Origin of the sequence: Limosilactobacillus reuteri (genome assembly GCF_034259105.1) — a bacterium.
Classification (GTDB): Bacteria; Bacillota; Bacilli; order Lactobacillales; family Lactobacillaceae; genus Limosilactobacillus; species Limosilactobacillus reuteri_G.
Map to the genome: position 1 here is coordinate 370,678 of NZ_CP139478.1, position 23,016 is coordinate 393,693.

At 38.3% G+C, this 23,016-nt stretch carries 24 protein-coding genes, 1 pseudogene and 1 other annotated feature; of the genes and pseudogenes, 17 read left to right on the top strand and 8 right to left on the bottom strand.

What is annotated here, in order from left to right; genetic code table 11:
* Nucleotides 1–35: 35 nt before the first annotated feature.
* The 8 genes from rplA (at nt 36) to ltrA (ending at nt 8,129) form a co-directional block, all read left to right on the top strand.
* On the top strand, nt 36–728 hold the full coding sequence (rplA, locus tag SH603_RS02680; RefSeq protein WP_169472764.1) for a 50S ribosomal protein L1: 693 nt from the start codon (nt 36–38) through the stop codon (nt 726–728).
* A gap of 177 nt (nt 729–905) precedes the next feature.
* Nucleotides 906–2,099, top strand: coding sequence for a PLP-dependent aminotransferase family protein (locus SH603_RS02685; protein WP_003667350.1), 1,194 nt, complete (start codon nt 906–908; stop codon nt 2,097–2,099).
* 331 nt (nt 2,100–2,430) lie between these two features.
* Nucleotides 2,431–2,565 carry a hypothetical protein gene (locus tag SH603_RS02690; RefSeq protein WP_321534052.1) on the top strand — a complete coding sequence of 45 codons (135 nt, stop codon included), beginning with the start codon at nt 2,431–2,433 and terminating at the stop codon, nt 2,563–2,565.
* A 6-nt stretch (nt 2,566–2,571) separates the two neighbouring features.
* Nucleotides 2,572–3,873: a glycosyltransferase gene (locus SH603_RS02695; RefSeq protein ID WP_321534053.1), complete on the top strand. Its 1,302-nt coding sequence runs from the start codon at nt 2,572–2,574 to the stop codon at nt 3,871–3,873.
* A gap of 16 nt (nt 3,874–3,889) precedes the next feature.
* The gene (wecB, locus tag SH603_RS02700; RefSeq protein WP_169472766.1) at nt 3,890–5,011 is read left to right on the top strand and encodes a non-hydrolyzing UDP-N-acetylglucosamine 2-epimerase; all 1,122 of its coding nucleotides are present in this window, start codon (nt 3,890–3,892) and stop codon (nt 5,009–5,011) included.
* Between the two features lie 46 nt (nt 5,012–5,057).
* Nucleotides 5,058–5,176 (top strand) — a sequence feature (ribosomal protein L10 leader region).
* Nucleotides 5,177–5,208: 32 nt separating this feature from the next.
* On the top strand, nt 5,209–5,709 hold the full coding sequence (gene rplJ / locus SH603_RS02705; protein WP_003666309.1) for a 50S ribosomal protein L10: 501 nt from the start codon (nt 5,209–5,211) through the stop codon (nt 5,707–5,709).
* Nucleotides 5,710–5,771: 62 nt separating this feature from the next.
* Entirely contained in the window at nt 5,772–6,137 is a 366-nt protein-coding gene (gene rplL, locus SH603_RS02710; RefSeq protein ID WP_003666310.1) for a 50S ribosomal protein L7/L12, read from the top strand.
* Nucleotides 6,138–6,746: 609 nt separating this feature from the next.
* A complete protein-coding gene (ltrA, locus tag SH603_RS02715) occupies nt 6,747–8,129 on the top strand; it encodes a group II intron reverse transcriptase/maturase (protein WP_321533904.1) in 1,383 nt (460 codons plus the stop codon).
* A 68-nt stretch (nt 8,130–8,197) separates the two neighbouring features.
* Here ltrA and SH603_RS02720 read toward each other — a convergent pair.
* Nucleotides 8,198–9,133 (bottom strand): annotated as a pseudogene (locus tag SH603_RS02720) (ISL3 family transposase); the annotation flags it as partial.
* A gap of 312 nt (nt 9,134–9,445) precedes the next feature.
* Between SH603_RS02720 and SH603_RS02725 the strand changes: the two are divergent.
* Nucleotides 9,446–10,414, top strand: a complete 969-nt coding sequence (locus tag SH603_RS02725) for an IS30 family transposase (RefSeq protein WP_321533967.1) — start codon at nt 9,446–9,448, stop codon at nt 10,412–10,414.
* A gap of 23 nt (nt 10,415–10,437) precedes the next feature.
* Complete coding sequence (gene istA, locus SH603_RS02730; protein WP_321534220.1) at nt 10,438–11,421, top strand: IS21 family transposase; 984 nt, start codon at nt 10,438–10,440, stop codon at nt 11,419–11,421.
* 10 nt (nt 11,422–11,431) lie between these two features.
* Here istA and SH603_RS02735 read toward each other — a convergent pair whose 3' ends face one another.
* Together SH603_RS02735 and SH603_RS02740 are read right to left on the bottom strand one after the other, a co-directional pair.
* The gene (locus SH603_RS02735) at nt 11,432–12,340 is read right to left on the bottom strand and encodes an IS3 family transposase (protein WP_321534221.1); all 909 of its coding nucleotides are present in this window, start codon (nt 12,338–12,340) and stop codon (nt 11,432–11,434) included.
* A complete protein-coding gene (locus SH603_RS02740) occupies nt 12,277–12,876 on the bottom strand; it encodes a helix-turn-helix domain-containing protein (RefSeq protein WP_010011392.1) in 600 nt (199 codons plus the stop codon). The genes SH603_RS02735 and SH603_RS02740 overlap by 64 nt, the downstream gene beginning before the upstream one ends.
* A 318-nt stretch (nt 12,877–13,194) precedes the next feature.
* Between SH603_RS02740 and SH603_RS02745 the strand changes: the two genes are divergently transcribed.
* The 4 genes from SH603_RS02745 to istB all read left to right on the top strand — a co-directional run bounded on the left by SH603_RS02745 (nt 13,195) and on the right by istB (nt 16,521).
* Nucleotides 13,195–13,428 carry a hypothetical protein gene (locus SH603_RS02745; RefSeq protein ID WP_191994653.1) on the top strand — a complete coding sequence of 78 codons (234 nt, stop codon included), beginning with the start codon at nt 13,195–13,197 and terminating at the stop codon, nt 13,426–13,428.
* Nucleotides 13,429–13,654: 226 nt separating this feature from the next.
* Nucleotides 13,655–14,578, top strand: a complete 924-nt coding sequence (locus SH603_RS02750) for an IS30 family transposase (protein ID WP_321533978.1) — start codon at nt 13,655–13,657, stop codon at nt 14,576–14,578.
* Between the two features lie 134 nt (nt 14,579–14,712).
* A complete protein-coding gene (locus tag SH603_RS02755; RefSeq protein WP_013923736.1) occupies nt 14,713–15,843 on the top strand; it encodes an IS30 family transposase in 1,131 nt (376 codons plus the stop codon).
* A gap of 51 nt (nt 15,844–15,894) precedes the next feature.
* A complete protein-coding gene (gene istB / locus SH603_RS02760) occupies nt 15,895–16,521 on the top strand; it encodes an IS21-like element helper ATPase IstB (RefSeq protein WP_321534222.1) in 627 nt (208 codons plus the stop codon).
* Here the strand turns inward: istB and SH603_RS02765 are convergent.
* The 4 genes from SH603_RS02765 to mscL form a co-directional block, all read right to left on the bottom strand.
* Nucleotides 16,518–16,970 carry a transposase family protein gene (locus SH603_RS02765; RefSeq protein WP_321534054.1) on the bottom strand — a complete coding sequence of 151 codons (453 nt, stop codon included), beginning with the start codon at nt 16,968–16,970 and terminating at the stop codon, nt 16,518–16,520. The two genes, istB and SH603_RS02765, sit on opposite strands and share 4 nt — an antisense overlap.
* A 234-nt stretch (nt 16,971–17,204) precedes the next feature.
* The gene (locus tag SH603_RS02770; RefSeq protein WP_035154984.1) at nt 17,205–17,489 is read right to left on the bottom strand and encodes a hypothetical protein; all 285 of its coding nucleotides are present in this window, start codon (nt 17,487–17,489) and stop codon (nt 17,205–17,207) included.
* Nucleotides 17,490–17,617: 128 nt separating this feature from the next.
* Nucleotides 17,618–17,848 (bottom strand): hypothetical protein, encoded by a 231-nt coding sequence (locus tag SH603_RS02775; RefSeq protein ID WP_113896775.1) that lies wholly within the window; start codon nt 17,846–17,848, stop codon nt 17,618–17,620.
* A 133-nt stretch (nt 17,849–17,981) separates the two neighbouring features.
* Entirely contained in the window at nt 17,982–18,353 is a 372-nt protein-coding gene (mscL, locus tag SH603_RS02780) for a large-conductance mechanosensitive channel protein MscL (protein ID WP_169471287.1), read from the bottom strand.
* A gap of 189 nt (nt 18,354–18,542) precedes the next feature.
* Between mscL and SH603_RS02785 the strand changes: the two genes are divergently transcribed.
* The 3 genes from SH603_RS02785 to SH603_RS02795 are packed head-to-tail and all read left to right on the top strand — an operon-like array spanning nt 18,543 to nt 20,235.
* Nucleotides 18,543–18,875 (top strand): PadR family transcriptional regulator, encoded by a 333-nt coding sequence (locus SH603_RS02785; RefSeq protein ID WP_003670537.1) that lies wholly within the window; start codon nt 18,543–18,545, stop codon nt 18,873–18,875.
* Nucleotides 18,868–19,479 carry a DUF1700 domain-containing protein gene (locus tag SH603_RS02790; RefSeq protein WP_321534055.1) on the top strand — a complete coding sequence of 204 codons (612 nt, stop codon included), beginning with the start codon at nt 18,868–18,870 and terminating at the stop codon, nt 19,477–19,479. Before SH603_RS02785 ends, SH603_RS02790 begins: the two co-directional genes overlap by 8 nt.
* Nucleotides 19,480–20,235 carry a DUF4097 family beta strand repeat-containing protein gene (locus SH603_RS02795; protein WP_169471370.1) on the top strand — a complete coding sequence of 252 codons (756 nt, stop codon included), beginning with the start codon at nt 19,480–19,482 and terminating at the stop codon, nt 20,233–20,235.
* 98 nt (nt 20,236–20,333) lie between these two features.
* Here the strand turns inward: SH603_RS02795 and adhE are convergent, their stop codons facing one another.
* Nucleotides 20,334–22,970, bottom strand: coding sequence for a bifunctional acetaldehyde-CoA/alcohol dehydrogenase (gene adhE, locus SH603_RS02800; RefSeq protein ID WP_169472710.1), 2,637 nt, complete (start codon nt 22,968–22,970; stop codon nt 20,334–20,336).
* Nucleotides 22,971–23,016 lie beyond the last annotated feature (46 nt).

Sequence of the window (23,016 nt, forward strand, 5' to 3'; positions counted from 1 at the left end):
CCGTTAGACCACATTTGCAAGGAGGAAAACACAAGATGGCTAAAAAACGTGGTAAGAAGTACCAAGATGCGCTCAAGAAAGTTGATAGCAAGAAAGAATACGCTGTTAAAGACGCTGTCCAATTAGTAAAAGATATTGCCTACGCTAACTTCGACTCTACTATCGAAGTAGCATTTAACTTAAACGTTGATACAAAGCAAGCTGACCAACAATTACGTGGTGCTGTTGTTTTACCAAACGGTACTGGTAAGGATCAAACAGTTATTGTTTTCGCTAATGGTGAAAATGCTAAGGCTGCTCAGAAAGCTGGTGCTGACTTTGTTGGCGACGATGATTTAGTAGAAAAGATTCAAGACGGTTGGCTTGACTTTGATGTTGCAATCGCAACACCAGACATGATGCCTAAGGTAGGTCGTTTAGGACGTGTCCTTGGACCTAAGGGCTTAATGCCAAACCCTAAGACTGGTACTGTTACAATGGACGTAGCTAAGGCTGTTTCTGATGCCAAAGCTGGTCAAGTAACTTACCGGACTGACCGTGATGGTAACGTTGCTGTACCATTCGGTAAAGTTTCATTTGATACTGACAAGTTAGTTGAAAACTTGGCTACTTTAGAAGATATTGTGGCTAAGGCTCGTCCAGCTTCAGTACGTGGAACATACATCAAGCACGCTTCCATTTCTTCAACATTTGGACCAAGTGTTACGCTTGATTTAACTACATTTTAATTTGAATTAATTAAAATTAACGAGACTTTGAGACTTTTTTGCTCAAAGTCTTTTTTTATCTTAATTTTTACTTCACAATAGGGATTCCTTGTGCTATATTATTAACCAATGATAAAATGATTAAAAAACAATTAGATTTTATCGTTTAAGTTTAAAACTAACTAAGGAGTGACGACAATGACACAATTTAAATATTCAAAGCGTGTTCCAGCGGATGGTACGGATGCGGTTGGTGCAATTTTACAAGCAGCAGCGGATCCTAAGATTATTTCATTTGCTGGGGGATTGCCGGCACCCGAATTGTTTCCTGTTAAAGAAATGAAAGCAGCTGTTGATAAGGTTTTTGAAGAACACGGTCAAGAAGCGATGCAGTACGGAGCTGCGAAGGGAGTCACAGCTTTACGTGAGGTTATCCAACAACATGTAAAGGAAAAAGAAAATGTGGATTCCGAATTAGACAATGTTTTAGTAACAACGGGATCAGAACAAGCCTTAGATTTAGTGGGCAAGGCTTTTGTTGACCCGGGTGATACTGTATTAGTTGAACAACCAACGTACCTGTGTGCTTTAGATGTTTTTCGTTCTTACGGTGCTAATTTTGCTAGTGTTGAGATGGATGAAGATGGGATGAAGATGGATGCTTTAGAAGAAGCACTAAAGGCTAATCCAAATACTAAGCTCATCTATACTGTGCCAAACTTCCAAAATCCAACTGGACGAACAATGACTGAAGAACGACGAAAGCAGTTAGCTGAATTAGCAGAAAAATACGATGTATATGTACTAGAAGATAATCCATATGGTGAAATTCGTTTTGCTGGCCAACATGTACCAGCAGTTAAGTCATTTGATAAATCAGGCCATGTCTTTTACATGAGTACATTTTCAAAGACGTTAGCCCCAGGATTTCGTTTAGGATGGTTGGTTGCTGATAAAGCTGTAGTTAATAAATTAACGGTTCTTAAGCAATCAGCTGACCTCCATACAGATAACTTAGCTCAATTCGCGGTTGCACAATTCTTTGCTGATAACGATGTGGATGCCCACGTTAAAGAAATTAGTGCTTTATACGGCAAACGTAAAGATTTGATGCTTGAGGGAATTAAAAAGTATTTCCCAGAAGGGGTTAAATATACGGATCCTGAAGGTGGCATGTTCTTGTGGGTAGAAGTTCCTGGTGTTGATGATACAGTAGAGTTATTTAAGGAATGTCTTGAACATGATGTAGCCTTTGTTCCAGGTGATCCGTTCTTTGCTGGTGAAGTTCAACCTGGTGCTTTCCGTTTGAACTATTCAAATATGAAAGAAGACCAAATTGAAGTTGGTTTGAAACGTTTAGGAGCGGCTTTAACAGCTGCAGTTAATAAGTAATTATTTCAGCCATTAATAAATACAATCCTAATAAAATTAAATGATGATGGGAGCAAGACAGAAGAACTTCCGTAAGCAATAATAGGCCTCCAACGTTCGGCTTTACCGGGCGCTGGAGGCCTATTATAATGCGCTGTTGACGTAATCTGTATGCATTCCTGTTTTTTATTCTCAATCCACTGCGTTAATAAACTCCCTCTGTACTTTGAGTTAATTGTGATTATAATTATATTAATTGCTAAAAAGTTTTAAATATTCGGGTTTCTGGCTATCTAATTGGGATAGTAATAAGCATTATCAAAAATTTTTAAGGGAAGAGGAGTTTTTGATAATGTCAATGATAGATTTCAATAATACAGAAATGGCAGTAACCGTTATCTTTACTTTAATAATAATGTTTGTAATATCCTTTGCAGTTAGTTTTTTATTTTGGCTGATTTATCACCAAAATATGAAAAAGGGATAATTCTCGATGCTAATCATAATTTTTACGCTTATTTGGGGGATCGCGCTGTTTATATTTTTGGTTTATTCATTGATTAGTCTGCTATTTCGGATGATTTCGTATCCTCGGGGCTTTTATCACTTTGCAGGAAATCAGCAACCAGCTAAAATTGACCGTAATTTACAATATTATGTTATTGTTCCATGTTTTAATGAAGCAGCAGTTATTCAACGAACAATCAAATGTTTGTTGCGATTTAAGCAATTTGAAATAGTGGTAGTAGACGATGCTAGTAGTGACGATTCAGTTAGTAAGATCAAGCAGATTGCTAACTCACGGGTCCACCTCTTGCGACGGCATCTCCCTAATGCTCATACAGGCAAGGGGGATGTATTAAATTTTGCCCTAGATTATATTTGTCAGATCACTATCCGTCAGCAAGTTCCCTTTAAAAAGGTTATTATTGGCGTAGTGGATGCGGATGCTCAATTAGCTGATAATGCTCTGCAACGATTAAATGCCTATTTTTCCTCGCCAAGGACGAATATTACTCAGATGCGAGTTAAAATGTATCCGCATTTTAAAAATTGGCTGCAGATTTTACAAGATATTGAGCTTTTTAGTATTAATCATATGGCCCAGATCATGCGAATGTATACTAAAACAGTTGGTTTGAGTGGAAATGGCCAGTTCTTCCGGCTTGCACCAATTATTGATAAAATTGGCCCACATCCATGGGGCAATGCGCTCTTAGATGATTACGAACTAACGATAAAAATGATGCTGAAAAAATTGCATGTTGATTATATGACAGATACATATGTTTACCAGGAAGCGTTAACGTCCCCTAAAAGATTTGTTCGACAACGAAGCCGGTGGGTGCAAGGCGATTTAAATTGTCTTAAGTATCTTCCTCAAATTATTAAAAGCCGAGTTTTAAGCAGGACACAGAAACTTGGCATATATTATTTCCTGCTTCAACCATGGCTCAATTTTCTGGCGGATGTTGCGATTATCATTTTAACGACGATTACCCTTACTCACTGGCATAATCTTTATGGTCACTTGACTCTTATGACCTTTTCATTAGTGATGGCTGGCTTGGTAGTTTTTTCGTTATTTTGGGGAATAATATTTGGGATATTTTACTATCGTGACTTAGCCCACTACCATGAACCACCTTTAAAAAAGCATCAATTAGCCTTATTACCGCTTGGAATTTCCTATATGTATGTTATCTTATTTTTTAGTATTATAATGGCTTATTGGCGGTGGAGTTTTCACCAAAATTCGTGGATAAAAACGGAGCATGGGAAAAATGTTTCTTAAGTAGCGGGGAGATATGATGAAGAAAATTAAAGTAATGACGGTATTTGGAACTCGTCCAGAGGGAATCAAAATGGGCCCAGTAGTCAAGGCCTTGGAGCAAGATGATCGCTTTTCATCAGTAGTTGTTTCAACCGGTCAGCATGCTGAAATGCTTCAACAGGTTTTAGCTGTTTTTAAAATAACCCCTGATTATGATTTGAAAATAATGCGTCCTGGACAAACATTAACGGAAATTACAATTGAAACGATGACAAAGCTTGAACCGATTATTCAAAAAGAGCAACCAGATATTGTGCTAGTTCATGGCGATACTAGTTCAGCCTACGCATCAGCTTTGGTTGCCTTTTATAATCGGGTTGCTATTGGTCATGTCGAAGCTGGTTTGCGAACATGGAATAAATATTCGCCTTATCCAGAAGAGATGAACCGGCAAATGATTGATGATCTTGCTGATTTATATTTTGCTCCCACTCAAACAAGTGCTAACAATCTCAAAATGGGAAATCATCAGCATGGGATTATAGTGACGGGAAATACTGCCATCGATGCTTTGCGGTATACAATTGACCATTCGTATCATCACCAAGTATTAGACGAAATTGATCCCGACAAGAAGGTTATTTTACTTACCATGCATAGGCAAGAAAATTGGGGTAAACCGATGGAAGAAACCTTTAAGGCGATTCAAGAGATTGTGGATCAACGGAATGATATTGACGTTATTTATCCGGTTCATCTGAATCCTAAAGTTCAAGCGGTTGCTAATAAAATTTTTGGAAACGATAATCATTTTCATTTGATTTCCCCATTAGATGTTGTTGATTTTCATAATATTATGAGTAAGTCTTTACTTGTGATGAGTGATTCGGGTGGGGTTCAAGAGGAAGCACCAGCACTTCATAAACCAGTTCTAGTTTTGCGTGATACTACAGAGCGGCCGGAAGGAGTAACTGCTGGAACTCTTAAGTTAATCGGTACGCAATTTAATAATGTAACGAAAGAGTTATCGTCACTATTAAATAGTCCTGAAGAATATAATAAGATGAGTGAGGCACAGAATCCTTATGGGGATGGGCATGCAAGCGAACGAATTGTAGATGCTATTGCTAAATGGGTAGCAACTCAAAAAGAATTATAAAAAGTCCCTTTACAGAACTTCAGAGAATATGTTAAACTGTAACAGTTGATTAAATATGACTCTGCCTAAGACTCAGGTGGCGAAAGCCTTAATCAAATGCCTGCCGAGGAAGAAATGAAAGTTCCTTCTCTATGTCTGCGGTCATAGGGATTTTTTTATAAATCCGATCAAAAAAACATTGCAGGAGGTGAAAATTCATGAGTGAAGCAGCTATTGCTAAGAAAGCTGAAATCGTTAAGCAAACTACTGATATGCTTAACGCAGCTCAAAGTGCTATCGTTGTAGATTACCGTGGTTTAACTGTTGCGGAAGTTACTGACTTACGTAAGCAACTTCGTGATGCTGGTATCCAAATGTCAGTTATCAAGAACAAGATTCTTGATCGTGCTGTTGAAGGTACTGACTACGAAGATCTTCGTTCTACTTTTGTTGGACCAACTGCTGTTGCCTTCTCTGACGAAGACCCAATTGCTCCAGCTAAGATCTTGAAGAAGTTCGCTGATGACCACGACGCTCTTGAAATCAAGGGTGGTTTCATCGAAAAGAGTGTTAAGACTCTTGACGAAATCAACGAATACGCAAATATGCCAGGTCGCGAAGAACTGTTGTCAATGCTTGCATCTGCATTGCAAGATCCAATGCGGAAGATTGCTCGCGCAGTCAAGGCTATTGCCGACAAGGAAGACGAAGCCGCATAATTGCCGTATATCAATACAATATAAAATTAAAATTAATTACCTAAATATTGGAGGAAATAAACATGGCTTTTGATAAGGATGCTATCATTGCTTCATTAAAGGAAGCATCAATCTCTGACCTTAACGACTTAGTTAAGGCTATCGAAGAAGAATTCGACGTTTCTGCTGCTGCTCCAGTTGCAGTTGCAGGTGCTGCTGGTGGCGACGCTGCTGCTAAGGACAGCTTCACTGTAGAATTAACTGAACCAGGTTCAGCTAAGGTTAAGGTTATTAAGGCTGTTAAAGACATTACTGGTCTTGGTCTTAAGGACGCTAAGGACCTTGTTGATGGCGCTCCATCAGCTATCAAGGAAGACGTTAAGGAAGACGAAGCTAACGACATCAAGGAAAAACTTGAAGCCGCTGGTGCTACTGTTACCCTTAAGTAGTCTTAAATTATTAAATAAAAAAGAGTTACGAGAAGCAATTTTTCGTAACTCTTTTTTGTTTGGGATCCCATATAAGATAGGCTCTTCGTCAAGAAGTACTGATGAGAAAATAAAATAATTTTACTAAGCAGCTTGTGCCTGGACTTTGGCATGAGCTGTTTGTTTAGTGCGCCCGGCATGGGTATTAGCTAGGTGGTGAAAGTCCGCTATGGGCCGTAGTAGTCGGAACCATGAGCTGAGGACAAGGGTGTCCACCGTGAGGTGGAATCTGAAGGAAGTCTAAGGCAAAGTACTGCATCGATGAACAAGAAGTAGCTATAAGGCTGGAATTAACTGGATAAGGCTGCTAGACAAGTTGAAGTCCAATACTACTCGAAGTTGGTCTCAGTAAAGTTAACGATGACATGGTACGAAAGCTAATATTCTTACCCGGGGAGATCTGGCCTACACGTTTCCGACAAGAGGAATAAGTTTAATTTCCACAGAAACAAGCGGTGCAGTGATGCAGTGTTGAGTAAGCCAGAAGTCAGCCGAGGTCATAGTAGTTTGAATAATCAGATGAAGGACTGAACGACAATAACTTGTAACTTATATCGGAGGTGTAATCAGGTGCGACAATCGCAGAAAACAGAACAACAAGCTGACCGCTTGTCGAGGATAGGTTTGGAAAACCGAAAGTACACAAGGGCGCGTAGTACCGGTTATGGTGAAGGTAAAGGTATGAGTGTCACTATCCAAGACCTGGTCTTGGATCGCAATAACCTTAATCAGGCTTATTTGCGAGTTAAGAGAAATAAAGGAGCAGCAGGCGTTGACGATATGACAGTCAATGACCTTCTGCCATATCTCAGAGAAAATAAGACGGAACTGATCGCTAGTTTGCGTGAGGGTAAGTATAAACCAGCTCCAGTCAAACGGGTAGAAATTCCGAAGCCTAATGGTGGAGTAAGAAGACTTGGAATACCAACGGTGGTGGACCGAATGGTTCAACAAGCTGTAGCCCAAATTCTTACGCCTATCTTTGAGCGTATTTTCTCTGATAATAGCTTTGGCTTCCGTCCCCACCGTGGGGCCCATGACGCTATTTCAAAAGTAGTAGATCTTTATAATCAAGGTTATCGAAGAGTTGTCGACTTAGACCTAAAAGCCTATTTTGATAACGTTAATCATGACTTGATGATTAAGTATCTCCAACAATATATTGATGACCCATGGACACTAAGACTCATTCGTAAGTTTCTAACTAGCGGAGTCTTAGACCATGGGCTTTTCGCTAAGAGTGAAAAAGGAACCCCACAAGGAGGGCCATTGTCACCACTACTGGCGAACATCTATCTAAATGAGTTGGACGAAGAGTTGACTAGACGTGGTCACCACTTTGTGCGCTATGCGGATGATTGTAACATCTATGTTAAAAGTCAACGAGCCGGAGAACGAGTAATGCGAAGCATTACCCAGTTTCTAGAAAAGCGCTTGAAAGTTAAAGTGAACCCAGATAAAACCAAAGTCGGTAGCCCGCTACGGTTGAAGTTTCTTGGCTTTTCGTTGGGTGTAGACCACAATGGGGCCTACGCCCGTCCAGCTAAGCAATCGCAACAACGAGTAAAGAAAGCACTGAAGTTATTAACTAAACGTAATCGTGGAATATCTCTGACAAGAATGTTTGAAGAAATTCATCGAAAAATGCGTGGGTGGCTTCAGTACTACTCAATTGGGAAACTAACTAACTTTATTCAACGCCTTGACAAGTGGTTGAGGGTCCGAATAAGGCAGTATATTTGGAAGCAATGGAAAAAGTTTAAAACTAAGGTAACTAACTTACAGAAGTTGGGGCTGCCCCAGCATGATGCATATGTCTTCGCTAGTACCCGAAAGGGCTACTGGCGAACTGCACATAGTAAGACCTTGAGCTATTCTCTAACTAATAGAAAACTGGAACAACTCGGACTTATGAATATGTCCAAGACGCTCCAGTCAATTCAATGTGATTAAGTTGTCGAACCGCCGTATACGGAACCGTACGTACGGTGGTGTGAGAGGTCGATAATTGAACTAATCAATTATCTCCTACTCGATTTTCTCCAGTTTATTGCAATGTAGGTATTTGGTAATGCAAGGAGGATTCTAATTCGGAAATTAAAGAAATTACGAAAGCCATAAGTAGTTCGTTTAATAACTTTAATTTTATTGTTAGTTCCTTCAACGGGACCATTTGTATAGGTATCATATTTAAAACTATTGTAAATTTCTTGTTTATGGCTGCGAAGAGTATGCTGAACTTTTTGCAGTGCTTGGGGAAGCTGCGTCCATTTAATCGCGAGTAAGTTTTTTAATTCTTTCTTGCTACGATGAGCAATCACCAGAATTAAGTTTTGATAGTATTCATAAGCCCTTTTTAGTTCATTATCAAAGCTTAGAAGACGATGAATGACTTCCACATCGGTTAATTGAGCGTAACTAAAGTTACGCCTTGACCAATAATTATCATATTTAAGCTCATTAGCAGGCGTTAGGAGTAATTTCCAAAAGTGCTTAAGTGCACGCCATTTATGAGTGCCAGCACCGGCACGATTCATTACTTGGATCCTAATTTTGTTAAATGCACGATATGCTTGAGCAACAATATGAAAATGATCAGCGATAATTAAAGCGTGGGGGAAAAGCTCATGAATCAAATGGCGGTAAGGAGTGTACAAGTCAACCGTTACTGTTTGAACTGCTAAGCGTGCTGAACGGTCATATCGAAGAAAGTATTTTCGCAGATAGCTATTTTTACGTGACAAGATAATATCAAGCGTCCGCTTATTTTCAATATTCATTAGAATCATACTCATTCCGCTGGGGGCAAAGCGACCAGACTTGAAATCATCAAAGGCAATATGGCGAGGTAACCAATGATAGTTAGGCTTAAAAAACTGATCAAGATTTGTAATGACTCGTCTAATTGTCCAGTCAGAGACATTTAATTCTTTGGCTAAATCACTTTGTGATTCGTTTTGTATATTGCAAAATAAAAGTACACAATTATGCAACGTAATAGTACATAGTTGTGTAATGAAAAAGGCCATTGTCTAACAGCCCGCTTTCCTCTAAAGTTAGTTTTGCGACAATCAAAACTTTGGAGGTAGAAAGGTATGTTAGCAATGACCGATATTAATACTATCAGGAATTTAAGAAATAATCACGATCAGTCTATTGAATCTATTCGAAAGTCTTTAAACGTCGTTTGTAAAATTAAGTTAGAAAAAGTAAAAAGCCATTTGTGATAGACTTTTGAATATCCCTAATCAAAAGAAAGGCAATCACAAATGACCTATAAACATCTTACCACACGTGAATTAACTCTCATAGCTGATTTTTGGTATCAAGGTACTAAAGCTTATCGGACTGCTAAATTACTTCAGCGTAGTCAAGAAACCATCTATCGTGTTTATCGTTTCCTCAACGACGGTAAAACCATCGACCAATATCTTCAGACTTATCAGCGACATAAGCGTCGTTGTGGTCGGAAGCAGACCCAACTGCCAACTATCGAAGTTAACTATATCCATGCGCAAATCAAGGCAGGTTGGACTCCTGATACTATTATTGGTCGTCATGAACACCCAATTAGCTGCAGTATGCGCACCCTTTATCGCATGTTTGCCCGCAATCAGTATGGCTTTTCCGTTAAACAGCTACCGATGAAAGGAAAACGCCATCCCAATGGCTATGTGGAACATCGTGGTAAAGCTGGCCAATTAGGATGCAGTATCTATCAACGATATCGTGATTTTCCGCATTACCAACATGAATTTGGGCACTTTGAAGCTGATACAGTTCAAGGTAAAGCTCACCGCGGAGCGGTAATGACGCTAGTAGAGCGACAATCCAAAGTAATGATTGTCCTTAATATTCATCATAAAACAGACGAAGCAGTGAATTGTCAGCTTGATCAATGGCTCGCTAAACTGCCACGTCACTTTGTTAAATCAATTACTTTTGATAACGGGAAAGAATTTGCTGGATGGCGAGAAATAGCCAATAAGTATGATCTTCACACCTATTTTGCGGAAGTCGGTGCTCCCAATCAACGAGGGTTAAACGAAAATAATAACGGCCTCTTGCGTCGTGATGGTCTTAGTAAAAAGCTAGATTTTCGCGATTTACCAGACGAACTAGTCACTCAGCTAATGCATCGTCGCAACAATATCCCACGAAAATCTCTTAATTATCGTACACCATTAGAAGTATTCTTGAGTCATGTCACAGAAGAACAACTTTCACCTTTTTTCTAATTTAAATTGACATTTCAGGAAATATTAATTGGCGAACGGCAAAGAAATATGCAGATAAAGACTTTGTTCCTAAGATAAATCTTCATAAAAGATCAGGCATGATGTATGAGGAAAAATGGGGAGATATCGTTGACCTTTGGCTAACTGAAGATTTTAAGCTGCCAAAAAAGAAACGCCGTACAAATAAGCAGTTCTTTAATGACCTAGTTAAATTAGGATTTCCAGGATCTTATCGAACTGTTTGCAATTTTGTACAAGAATGGAAGGCTACACATACTGATAAAGGAGAAGTAAAAGATTTAGGATACGAAAGATTAGAAAATCCTGCGGGTGAGGCACAATTAGACTTTGGAACAATGGAAGTAGAAAAAGATGGATCTTTTGTAGATATTAAAGTACTAGTAATGACCTTTCCTTTCAGTAATCGTGCCTTTAGTATTGCATTACCGGCAGAAAATCAGGAATGTTTATTAGAAGGGATTAAACAGATTTTGCAGCAAATCAATGGAGTCCCTACTGTTATACGAATTGATAATATGTCTACTGCGGTTGTAAGTAGCAAAACTAGATATGAAAAAGCTCGTTTGACAAAGGAATTTCAGTCATTTGCTTTGCATTATGGATTTAAGGTTCAAACATGTAATCCACGAAGTGGATATGAGAAAGGAAGCGTTGAAAATAAAGTTGGTTATGTTAGGTACAACTTCTTTTCAACCAGCCCAAGGCTAATCAGTTTTAAAAATCTGAACCAACGATTAGCGGATAAATTAAGAGACGATTCACAACGAATACATTATGAAAAGAATCAAAAGATTAGTGACTTATGGCAAGAAGAACAAGAATCGCTTTTGAAAATGCCGGATATAGATTATCCAGTTTTTAAGCAGCTTGAAGTTAGTCCAAATAGATATAACGAAGTAATAATTGATAAAACTAAGATCCATATTCCAATGGCTAAAACGATGCTTTCATTAACGGTACTGTGCCCTGTCAAGTTTACACATTAAATAATAAAAATTAGTTGGCCTTGCCAAAACGGTATTCCGCTGCAGTAAGGTCATTTCTCTTCGCTGAGATAAATTTTTCAGTGAAATAGGTAATTCCTTCTCTAACTTGTCCTTCTAGTTCTAATAATGTTTGTGCTTTAGGCAGGTGTGCGATCCAAATAGCCTTAAAATCTGCCCACCAATTTTCTATTACGGCATTGTCAGCCGGTGTCCCTGGTGCTGAATAACTGTGTTGGGCATCATTAACTACTAAATACTGATTAAATGCTTTGGAAGTATACGCCGCACCACGATCAGTATGAATTAACGGAGCTAGTGTTCCTTCCTTCATCCGTGCTTGCTCGAACACTTGAACTACTCCTTCAGCGGTTTCTGTAGGTGTAATTAACCAGCTTACTGGATATTGACCATATAAATCTAATACTACATGTAGACGAACTTTATTAAGCCGGATTCCGTAATTTAGTTCCGTCGTATCCGTAACCCAAACTTGGTTAGCTGCGGTTTGGTCAAATTGTCGGTTAAGAATATTTTCAGCTTCATAAGTTTGCTGGGCTTGAATACGTTTATGGGTTGGCTGACGATAGTCAGCTTTGATACTATGGTCTTTCATAATGCGAATGACTCGTTTCTTATTGACGGTATAAGGAATCTGATGACTTAACTTGATTAACCTAGTCATTTTGTCATAGCCAACGCTTTGCTTGTGTTCATTTTCTAACTGTTTAATCAATTGGAGAATCTCCGATTCTTCAATCTCATATTTAGTCGGTTCATGTTTCAGCCATTTGTAGTAAGCCTGTCTAGTAATTCCAGCGACCTTGGTCAATTCACTAATAGAATAACCTTCATTGTTCATTTCTTGAATCGCTTGATATCGTCCGGTCGTTTCACCTCCCGATTGCGTATTTCGACTAATTTTTTTGCAAAAGCGATTTGCAGCTCCCGTTCACGGTCACGAGCTTCTAGCTCACGAACTCGTTTCCTTAGTCTTTCTAGTTCATTAGTGGGCTCTTTTCCTTTATTACGCCCACGGTTATCTTTTAGTACTTCCCAGTCGCTATTTACTCGGTACTTCCGTACCCAAGAATAAACTCGTTGGTAACTAATATCATACTTCTCTGCAGCCGCTTTATAGTTATTGTTATGTTCAATTGTCCATCGGACAATCTGCCTCTTTTCATCAAAGGTTACTTTTCGTCCCATTTTTCTGACTCGCTTTCTCGTTGTCTGATTAACTCGGAGTTTGTCATTATTGTAACTGATAACCCATTGATGTAGTTGAGAAATATTTCTAATTTGATACTGCTGGAGAATTGCTTGATTAGTATACTTGCCAGAAAGATAAGCTTTTACAGCAGTTAACTTAGTCTCTAATGAGTACTTCTGATTATGCTTAGGTCTAATTAATCCCGCCAATCCAGCGAGTAGGAATTGCTTAATCCACTTACTCATGTTTGCTGGTCGGACACCATGGTAATCGGAGTACACCGTTAAACCATAATCCGATTTCTGATAATCATGAAGTAATTTAAGCTTTTCAATAGTTGAATAACTTACAATGCAAAACACCCCCTAGGATTCACACTTTTATTATTTAAAGTGTCAACCCTAAGGGGTATTGTACGAACTTGCGTTCTTACTGCATCGAACTATACAATTTACGATCTAAACGGTGAAGTTGTTAGTAAAGGGCGACGCCCTTATTTAACGAATAAACGTGCTATTGAATGGTCAAGTGTTTTCATTACGTGGAAGAGGAAACCACGTTCAATGGTCTACTCTAGATATTGGAAATATCTACCTAAACGGATTGCTTATTATCTTTCAATAGAGGACTGGAGATTACAAACAAATCGAATTGATGAACTAATAACACTGTTAAGTACTCATCCAATGAAAGAAATTAATGAGCGATTTTATGAACTAGTTGGAATATCACCAACAGCTAAAGAACTCAGTGTTGATATGAAAAGTTATGACCAACTAGCAAAAGACAGAAAGTAGGCCATTTAGTTGAATAATCAAGAACTAGTCAAAGTATGTAAAGAGTTACGACTATCAAATATGGCAAATATAGCAAGACTAAATCAATTCCCTGAAGATGATAAATCAGCGTGGCTTTTAAGTTTGGTAGATTGTAAAATTTAAGTTGAACATATTAGTGGACATAAAAACCCATAAAGGTCTTTAATGGTGTCACCACAACATTCCATTAGAAAGAAGGACCTTTATGGGCACCACTATTTTATCATTTGAAGACCGTGTTGTCATCGAAACTCTTCGTTATGAAAACCGCTCCCTTAAATACATCGCTGATTACCTTGGCTTCAGTAAAACCACGATCTTTAATGAGGTTCATCGTTTGACTGGTGAATATCACGCAGTTAAAGTTCAAGCTGATCATGAAGCTAAACTTAGTCATCGTGGGCGTAAAACCATCTTAACGACTAACCTCAAGCGATTAATTGAAGAAAAGATTAAGATCCAAAAATGGTCGATTGAACAAGTGGCTCATGTAGTTAGAATCGCCTACAAGACCATCTACAACTGGATTGATCAAGGAGTATTGGATATTGGCGTGGCTGATTTACCTGACCATGGAATTCGCCGCCGACGAGCCATAGAAACCCGTGGGACTTTTAGCCATGGACGTTCCATTGAAGATCGTCCCGCTGAAGTTATTGACCGTCATACCTCAGGTCACTTTGAAGCAGATACAGTTTTATCTGGAAAGCGTAAAGGTCAAGCAATAGCTACGTTTGTCGAGCGTAAGAGTCGTCTTACCATCGTTAAACGGCTTCAGGGACGAGATAGTACCTCAATGACCAAGGCCATTTTAGAATTAGCTAACCAGTTAGAAGATAATCTCAAGACCCTTACTGTTGACCATGGGAAAGAATTCGCTAACTACAAGCTAATTGAAGAGCAGGCCAGGATTCCCCTCTACTTTGCGCATGCTTATTCTCCACATGAACGGGGCAGTAATGAGAATCGCAACCGAGTACTACGACGCTTTATCCCCAAAGGTCAACCGATTGAGGAAATCACTGATGATGAGTTAATTCAAATTAACTGGTATTTGAACTCCAGGCCACTCAAATGTTTAAACTGGCGCACACCAATTGAGATCTTTTTGCGTAATCTGCGTCACTAACTTTGTTCAAGTTATTTCGGTGGATTATAGAATGAAGTTAGCCACCCAGTTGGTGGTAAATAAAAAACGCCATTCGGCGTGACATCAGGTATCATATTAAGTGAACCAAACCTATATGAAAGGATGTCCGTCAAATGACGCACTTAAATGATACCATGTCTACTAGTTTATTGACTACTCATAAAAAGAATGCTCATCTTACTAAAGAAGAACGTGTGATGATTGCGACTTTAAAGTCGCAAGGACTTTCCAATCGCGCAATTGGTCGCCAATTAGGAGTTAATCATCAAACAATTAATAACGAGCTCAACCGTGGTACGGTCCGCCAACTTCGTCGTCAAAAATCTAATGGTAAGATTTACGAATATTCTTACTACATCTATAGTTATGAAGCTGGTCAGGCCACATATCTTGAACATCACCGCCATTCTGGTCGTCGTCGCTTATATTATTCTTCAAAGCAATTTTTACGATTAGCTGATCAGCTAATGCTTGGTGAGTTTGACGACCACCATTACTCCCCACAAGCGGTTATTTATAAGGCTCGAGATTTAATGAATGATGGCACCCTGATCCCAAAGTCGGTTGTAACTTTATATCAATGGATTAATGAGGGTGTGCTTCGTACGTCCAATTTAGACCTCTTTGAAAAACCTAAACGTAAGCATCATCGAACTCATCCGCAAGCTAAAAGGTGCTTAGGGCCTAATATTGCTCAACGACCTCAAACTGCGGACCAACGGTCCGAAATTGGCCATTGGGAACTAGATACAGTTCAGGGACAGAAAAACGGTAATGACAGTGTTGTACTAGTAATGACTGATCGCCTTTCACGAGTTAATATCACGAGTAAAATTGCTGGTAAAACTGCGCATGCAGTAAATCAGTTCTTTATAAATTTACGCCAGAAAATGGGCACAGATGCTTACTATCGCATCTTTAAGACAATAACCTCTGACAACGGTTCAGAATTTAGTGAGTTAACACAAGTTCACGATCATGTTTTCTATGCTGATCCGTATTCCCCTTGGGAACGTGGATCCAATGAGATCAATAACCGGTTTCTCCGCAAGGAGATTACCAAAGGTGAAGCTATAAATAACTATAGTAGTGCTCAGATCATAGCGACTAATGATTGGATGAATCACTATCCACGAGCTATGTTTAATGGACATTCGTCAATGGATATCTATCGTAAGGCCTTCTACCAAGAGATATCACAGCTCCATCAACCAATAATCAATTGGTCAGTATTATTTATTTGAGTCCAGTGGCTAACTTATTCTTGAAATTTAGGGTTCAAGTTATTTCTTGCAATCTGCCGTTTACTAAAAAAGGAAATAGAAGTTAGATATGAAAAAAAGATCAACAGGCTTTATAAGCAAGCAAAATTTCCTAAACGCAAAACACTAAATGATTATATTTGGCATGATCAAATCAACTTTTCGACGCCAAATTCTAAGCAGCAACTACTAGATTTAAGCTTTATAGAGAAAAACGAAAACGCCGTTTTCGTTGGTACACCTGGAACGGGTAAAACTCACTTAGCAACAGCGTTAGGAATTAAGGCAATCGAAAACAGCATTAATGTAAAATTTTGGCGAGTAGCAGAGTTAGTAGATCAGTTGGAAAAAGAATGGAAAAGTCTCTCAATAGAACGTTTCAAAAAGAAATGTCATAAATATCAACTAATAATATTAGATGAAATGGGGTATGTACCATTTAGCAAAACCGGATCAGAATTGTTATTTCAACTTATAAGTGATTGGTATGAAACTAAGAGCATTATTATTACAAGTAACTTAGAATTTAGCCAGTGGAATAAGGTGTTTATTGATCCGAGATCAACAGCGGCATTAGTGGATCGTCTGATCCACCATGCACATATTGTTAGTTTTACTGGAGAAAGCTATCGATTAAAAAATGCATTATCAAATAACTAAATAAAATAAGAAGTGGGCTGTGCAAGACTATGTAAAAAGTCATTGCATTTCTCTGCAATTTCCCCTTGCAAAATACAGTTTTTTGTTAGAAGCATCATTGCCCGTTGTTTTATCGCTAAAGAGATATGATTACGATAATGAATATCTTCAACGGCTGCTAATTTAGTAACTACTTCAAGACAAGAAGAAGAAGCTTTACAGATATATTTTTGCTTTTTAATCGACCAGATTGTTGGCTTAAAGTGAAGCTCTGGTCCCAAGCAATTAACTGTTTTATAGCCATTTTTACACATTAAGTGTCCACATTTTGGGCAATGCATGGGGTAAGTTTGAATAAGATGGACAATGATTTGATTAGGTTGATCTTCAATTGGGTTATCAAAATTCTTTTCATCTAGTTTGAGGTAAGGATCTTTAATTCCTAAGATAGTTTTGATAGAATTGTTCATGAAAGATGGTCCTTTCTTAGCGAAGACGGGGTCCAACCATCTTTCGCTTTTTTATTTTAAATTTTAAACAAATAAAGCCCTGATGTTAAATCCATCAGTACTTAAAATTGTAAAGCCATAAGATATTCCTTTATAATACGAGAAAATAGCCCCTACTTATTTAATAATGAGGAGCTATTTTATGATGTGTGCAAAAAATCTTAAAAATAGGAAAGTTCAAAAAAGTCAATAGTACTACTTTGCAGGATGAGTAGTACTATCGTCACTTGTGCGGTAACCAAAGTAGAATTGAATAGCGGCGATCGCAATGTTAACCCAGTTCATAGCAATAAACCAACCGTTGATTGCGCTTGCATCATGTGATACACCATAATAAACCCAGAAACCGATAACAATTGCACAAACATTGATCCAAGCGAAAGTCTTTTGTAGTATTTGATTATTAAGTTGGAACCACATCCAAATAACATTAATAACAAACCAAATAGCTAAGATCCAAAAAATAACATTAAATAACATGAGATATCCCTCCTTAGGGCCTAGGTAAACGGTAATAAACGCGGAACTGATGAATAGCAACATTCGAAAAAAGTATTACACGGTGTGGTTAGCAATTGAAGTTATTTACAATAATTGGCAATGCTTTACTAATTTTTGGAAAGTTGTTGCTTAGCATCTTCATATCCGTCAACATAGTCACGAAGAGCATGCATCTTACCTTTAATAAACTTATTGGTGACATTAATAATGTGTTGTGGATACTTCCGGAAAGGTTCTAGTGCCTTATAATCCTTAACTGCCTGATCATAACCTTTTTGGTATGCGTTTGTTGCATCTTTTTGGCTATTTGACGTAGGACAATTTTTCTTTTTAAACATAATTACCACCTCTTTTGTTGTCCTACCATGATAGTAACAAGTATATAAATTCAATTCCAATAATATGGTATAAAAATAAAAATATTATACAATAATAAAAATGCTGATTAAAAACTTTTAACCAGCATTTTTATTATTCTTTATTCTTTTTCAGAAGTTCAGTAATTTCTTTAAGGTACATAACTTCTTCACTTGGAGTTTCTATTTTTTTATCTTCTTTTTTACGGAAAGTGTTGATCGCTTTTACCATTAAGAAAACGACGAAAGAAATAATTAGAAAATTGATGACCGCGTTTAGGAAACTTCCGTATTTAAATTGAGCGTCACCGACTGTCAAGACAAGGTTAGATAAGTCAATTCGACCAATAAATAGGCCAATGAGAGGATTAATAAGGTTATTAACTAATGATTTTACGATTGAGGTAAAAGCTGCACCAACAATTATCCCAACTGCCATGTCAATAACGTTACCGCGGGCAATGAATATCTTGAATTCTTTTAACATAAAATAGGCCTCCTTCTAGCTCTAGAGGGGAACAACTTCAATTATGATTATATCAAACAGAATTATATGCTTAGGGCTTTTATGAGATGACATAAGGAGATTTAATTTATTTTTAAATAATAATTGCATACTATATCAAGCTATTATATTATATAATATATAATATTACAGCTAAAAAGGAGGGATAGAATGAAGATTCAAATTACAGCTGACTTACTCGATGGGATGGTCTTAGCAATTCTTGAACATAAAGATTACTATGGGTATGCCTTAACCCAGCGAATGCAATCAGCTATTACCATTTCCGAATCAACAATGTATCCCGTTTTACGCCGGTTAAAAAAAGACGGTTATTTAATAACTTATGATCAGCCTTACCAGGGACGGAATCGCCGTTATTATCAAATTACAGAAGCCGGCAAGGAACACTTACAACGTATTCGTAAGTTATGGACTGATTATAAAAATAGTTTAGATGGTATTTTTTATGGGTTAGGTGAGGGAGAAGATAAAGATGAATGAACGTCAAAAATACATTAATGATTTATCAATATATTTAAGACAATTAACTGATGAAGAACGAAATGATGCATTAGAATTTTATGATGAATATATTGCCGACGCTGGGCTGGAGACCCGAACAGCGATTGAAGAAAGGTTAGGAACGCCACGACAGTTAAGTCATAAGATATTAGCTGATTATTCAATTAAAGCTAATAATGAATCGATCAAAGAAGGACATCCTGCTTCGCCTCATTCTAGTTGGCGCGTCTTTTGGTGGGTGCTAGTAGCAATTATTACTTCCCCAATAACGTTTGGGCTAGGAATTGCCGTATTTGCACTATTGTTGGCAGCAGGGGGAGTCGCATTCGGTTTAATCGCTGGAATAATTGTCTTGATCTTTGGAGTTGCTGCTGTGGCAATTGTATCTCTTTATGTGGGAATTGGTTTAATTACGACAAACTTGTTCAGTGGGCTATTTTATCTTGGATTAGGAGTGACCCTCATTGGCTTATTCCTTGTTTGTTTGCATTTAATCTACTGGTTAATTAGAGTTATTGTTCAAGGGATTGCTAATTTTGCTAAGTTCATTTATGCAAAAGTGCAGGCAAGGAGGAAAAAGTAAATGAAAAGAATATTTAAGATAGGAGTAATTGTTTTAATCTTAGGAGTAATCCTCCTCGGAATAGGCTTCTTTAATAATGGTAATAAGGCTGTTTATTTTGAGAACAAACGTCCAGTAATTTTTCATTCTCACACTAAAACAATAAGTACTAATAAAGCTTTTGAACGGATTGATATCTCAGCATCGACGGCTAATGTAATAGTTCGTGAAGGTAAAAAATATCAGATTACTTATTCTGGCATAAGCAGGCATACTCCGGCTGTAACTGTTCATAATAACGTTGCTTCAATTCGCCAAACTGGTGGCTTTCCGCTTGTCTTTAACTTTAATGAGTATCAGCCCCACCAAGATTTAATCATTGTAACTATCCCACATGATCAAGCCTTAGCTGGTCGTATTCATTTAGAGAGTGGTGATCTAACAGTTTCTCAAGTTAAGATGGATAATATTGATGTTAACAGTGGCGCAGGCGAGGTTGAATACCGTCAAGTTACATTACGTGGAGGAAGTACAAAACTCTCGTCAGGTAACTTCACAGGACATGATTTAACAGTTCAAGGACAATATACTGTTAATAATCAATCTGGTGATAATACGGTCACAAACACAACTGTTGATGGCTACTTCCTAAAGACTGATGCAGGTGATAATGAACTTAATGGTGAAGATAAGGGTGAAGAACCCTTACATCAGAATGATGATGCAGAAAATGTGCTCCGCTTGATAACGCAATCTGGTGATAATGAAGTGAATTAAGGTAACTAAGATTAATAAAAGCCCCTCGATATCTAGAAATTAGATGTCGAGGGGCTTTTTAATAGGAGAAAAGTCTTAATTTTTAATTATGCGCTGGATTATTTTTCTTCAACGCCAGTACCATCGTAGCAACGTTCAAGTAATTCCTTGAGTTGGCTAACAAGTGGTTCAACTGGGTTAGTAGTAGTACATTGATCTTCGTAAGCTAAGCGAGCAAGATCGTCAACTACTTTATCAAATTCTTCACGTGTAACGCCATTGTCCTTAAGACTAAGCTTAACACCACATTCGTGAGCAAGTTCGATAACTTTCTTAGCATATGCTTCAGCTAATTCTTCATCAGTGTTGCCTTTCAAACCAATGAACCGTGCAATGTCAGCGTAGTCCTTAGTTGCATGGTAAGTCTCATAGTGAGGCCAGAGAGCAAGCTTTTGTGGACGTTTTGCGTTAAAGCGAATTACTTGTGGCATTGCAATAGCGATAAGCAAACCGTGAGGAAGACCGAATGCTCCACCCATCTTGTGAGCAAGAGAGTGGTTAATTCCTAAGAAGGCTTGACCAAATGCCATACCGGCCATTGTTGAGAAGTCGTGCATCTTACGACGAGCTAACTTGTCACCTTGAACTGACTTAGGAAGGTTTTCCATAACACCCTTGATGGTTTGTAGTGACCAACCACGAGTGTAATCAGTTGCCATAACAGAAACATATGATTCAGTAGCGTGACATAAAACATCTAGTCCAGTCCATGCAGTAGTTTTTGCTGGGACAGTTTCAACGAATTGTGAGTCAACAATCGCAATGTTTGGAGTTAGGGCGTAGTCAGCAAGTGGGTACTTAACATGAGTTTCTGAATCGGTAATAACCGCAAATGGAGTAACCTCTGAACCAGTACCTGATGTAGTAGGAATCCCAATAAGTTGAGACTTAGTAGGCTTCTTGATTTGGTAAGCACGCTTCCGAATATCAAGATACTTTTGCATAACCCCATACCATGAAGTTTCTGGGTGCTCATAGAACATCCACATAGCCTTAGCAGCATCCATTGGTGAACCACCACCAAGAGCAATAATTGTATCAGGTTTGAAGTCGTTCATCATGGCAACACCTTTTTCAACAGTGTTTGTTGATGGATCTTCTTCAACGTCATCAAATACTAAGAAAGCAGTGTTGTTTTGGCGTTGACGCAATTGATCGATAACACGTTGAACGTAACCACGCTTGCTCATTCCAGGACCAGTAACGATGAATGCCCGGTTAATGTTTGGAATATCTTGCAATTCTTTTAGTGAGTTGCGTTGAAAGTATACTTTTGGGGGAATCTTAACCCATTGACGGTTTTCACGCCGCTTTGCAATTGTTTTAATGTTTAAGAGGTCCCAATCAGTAACGTTGTGAGAAATTGAGTTACCACCGTATGAACCGGTACCTAAAGTAAGTGATGGGGTCATGTTGTTGTAAATGTTACCAATACCACCGATACCAGATGGGGAGTTAACAATAATCCGTGAAGCACGCATTTCAAGACCGTACTTAGTTGCTAAATCATCGTCAAGGGTGTGAATAGCAGCAGTATGACCTTCACCACCGTAGTGCAATAATTGAGCACAAATATCAAAGGCATTTTCATGTGAAGTGGCCTTGTACATTGTTAATACCGGTGAAAGCTTTTCAGCGGAAAGTGGGTACTTGTCACCAACACCTTCATATTCAGCAATAATAACCTTAGTGTTTTCAGGAACTTTAATTCCACACATATCAGCGATGGCGTTAGCTGAACGACCAGCAATTGGTCCACGAACTTGGTGACGCTTAGGATCAATGAAGCCCTCAGTGAACTTATCAATTTCGTTTGGCTTCAAGAAGTAACAGTTCCACTTTTGGAATTCTTCTTTTACCTTGTCGTAGATTTCTTCATCAACAACAACTGAGTTTTCAGTAGCACAGATCATTCCGTTATCAAAAGTCTTGGAAAGAACGATATCGTAAACAGAACGTTCAATATTAGCAGTTTTTTCAATGTAAGCTGGACCGTTACCAGGACCAACACCAAGAGCAGGGTTACCTGAACTGTAGGCAGCTTTAACTAATGAAGGACCACCAGTTGCTAAAATAGTAGCAGTCTTAGGGTGTTGTAACAATGCAGTTGTGTTTTCACGGCTACTTTCAGGAAGCCATTGAATCATGTTCTTTGGTGCACCGGCCTTTTCAGCAGCTTCTTGTAAAATCTTAGCTGTTTTAATGGAAGATTTCATGGCTTGACGGTGGAAAGAAAAGATGATTGTATTCCGTGTCTTAGCACTAATGATTGATTTGAAGATCGTTGTTGAAGTAGGGTTAGTAACTGGAACGATACCTGCAATAATACCAAGAGGATCAGCAATAGTGATGGTTTGGTTTTCATCGTTGTTTTCGATGATTCCGACAGTCTTATCATGACGGATGTTGTTCCAAATGTATTCACTTGCGTAGATGTTCTTGATAGCTTTATCTTCGGCAACCCCACGACCGGTTTCTTCAGCTGCATCAATAGCTAAGTCCATGTGGTGTTCTTCAGCAGCTAAGGCCATGGCTTGACAAATTTTGTCAACTTGTTCTTGTGAGTAGTAACGTAATTGTTCAAAAGCTGCTTCACTTTTGGCAATTATGTCATCAACTAATTTTTGCGCATTTTGCTTTTTTTCTTCTTCAGTTAATACGTTTTTTTTAACTTGTTTTTTGTTGTTAGCAGGCATAATTGAAATCTCCTTTTTCAATTCTTTTCTTTGTTAATATTTGAAC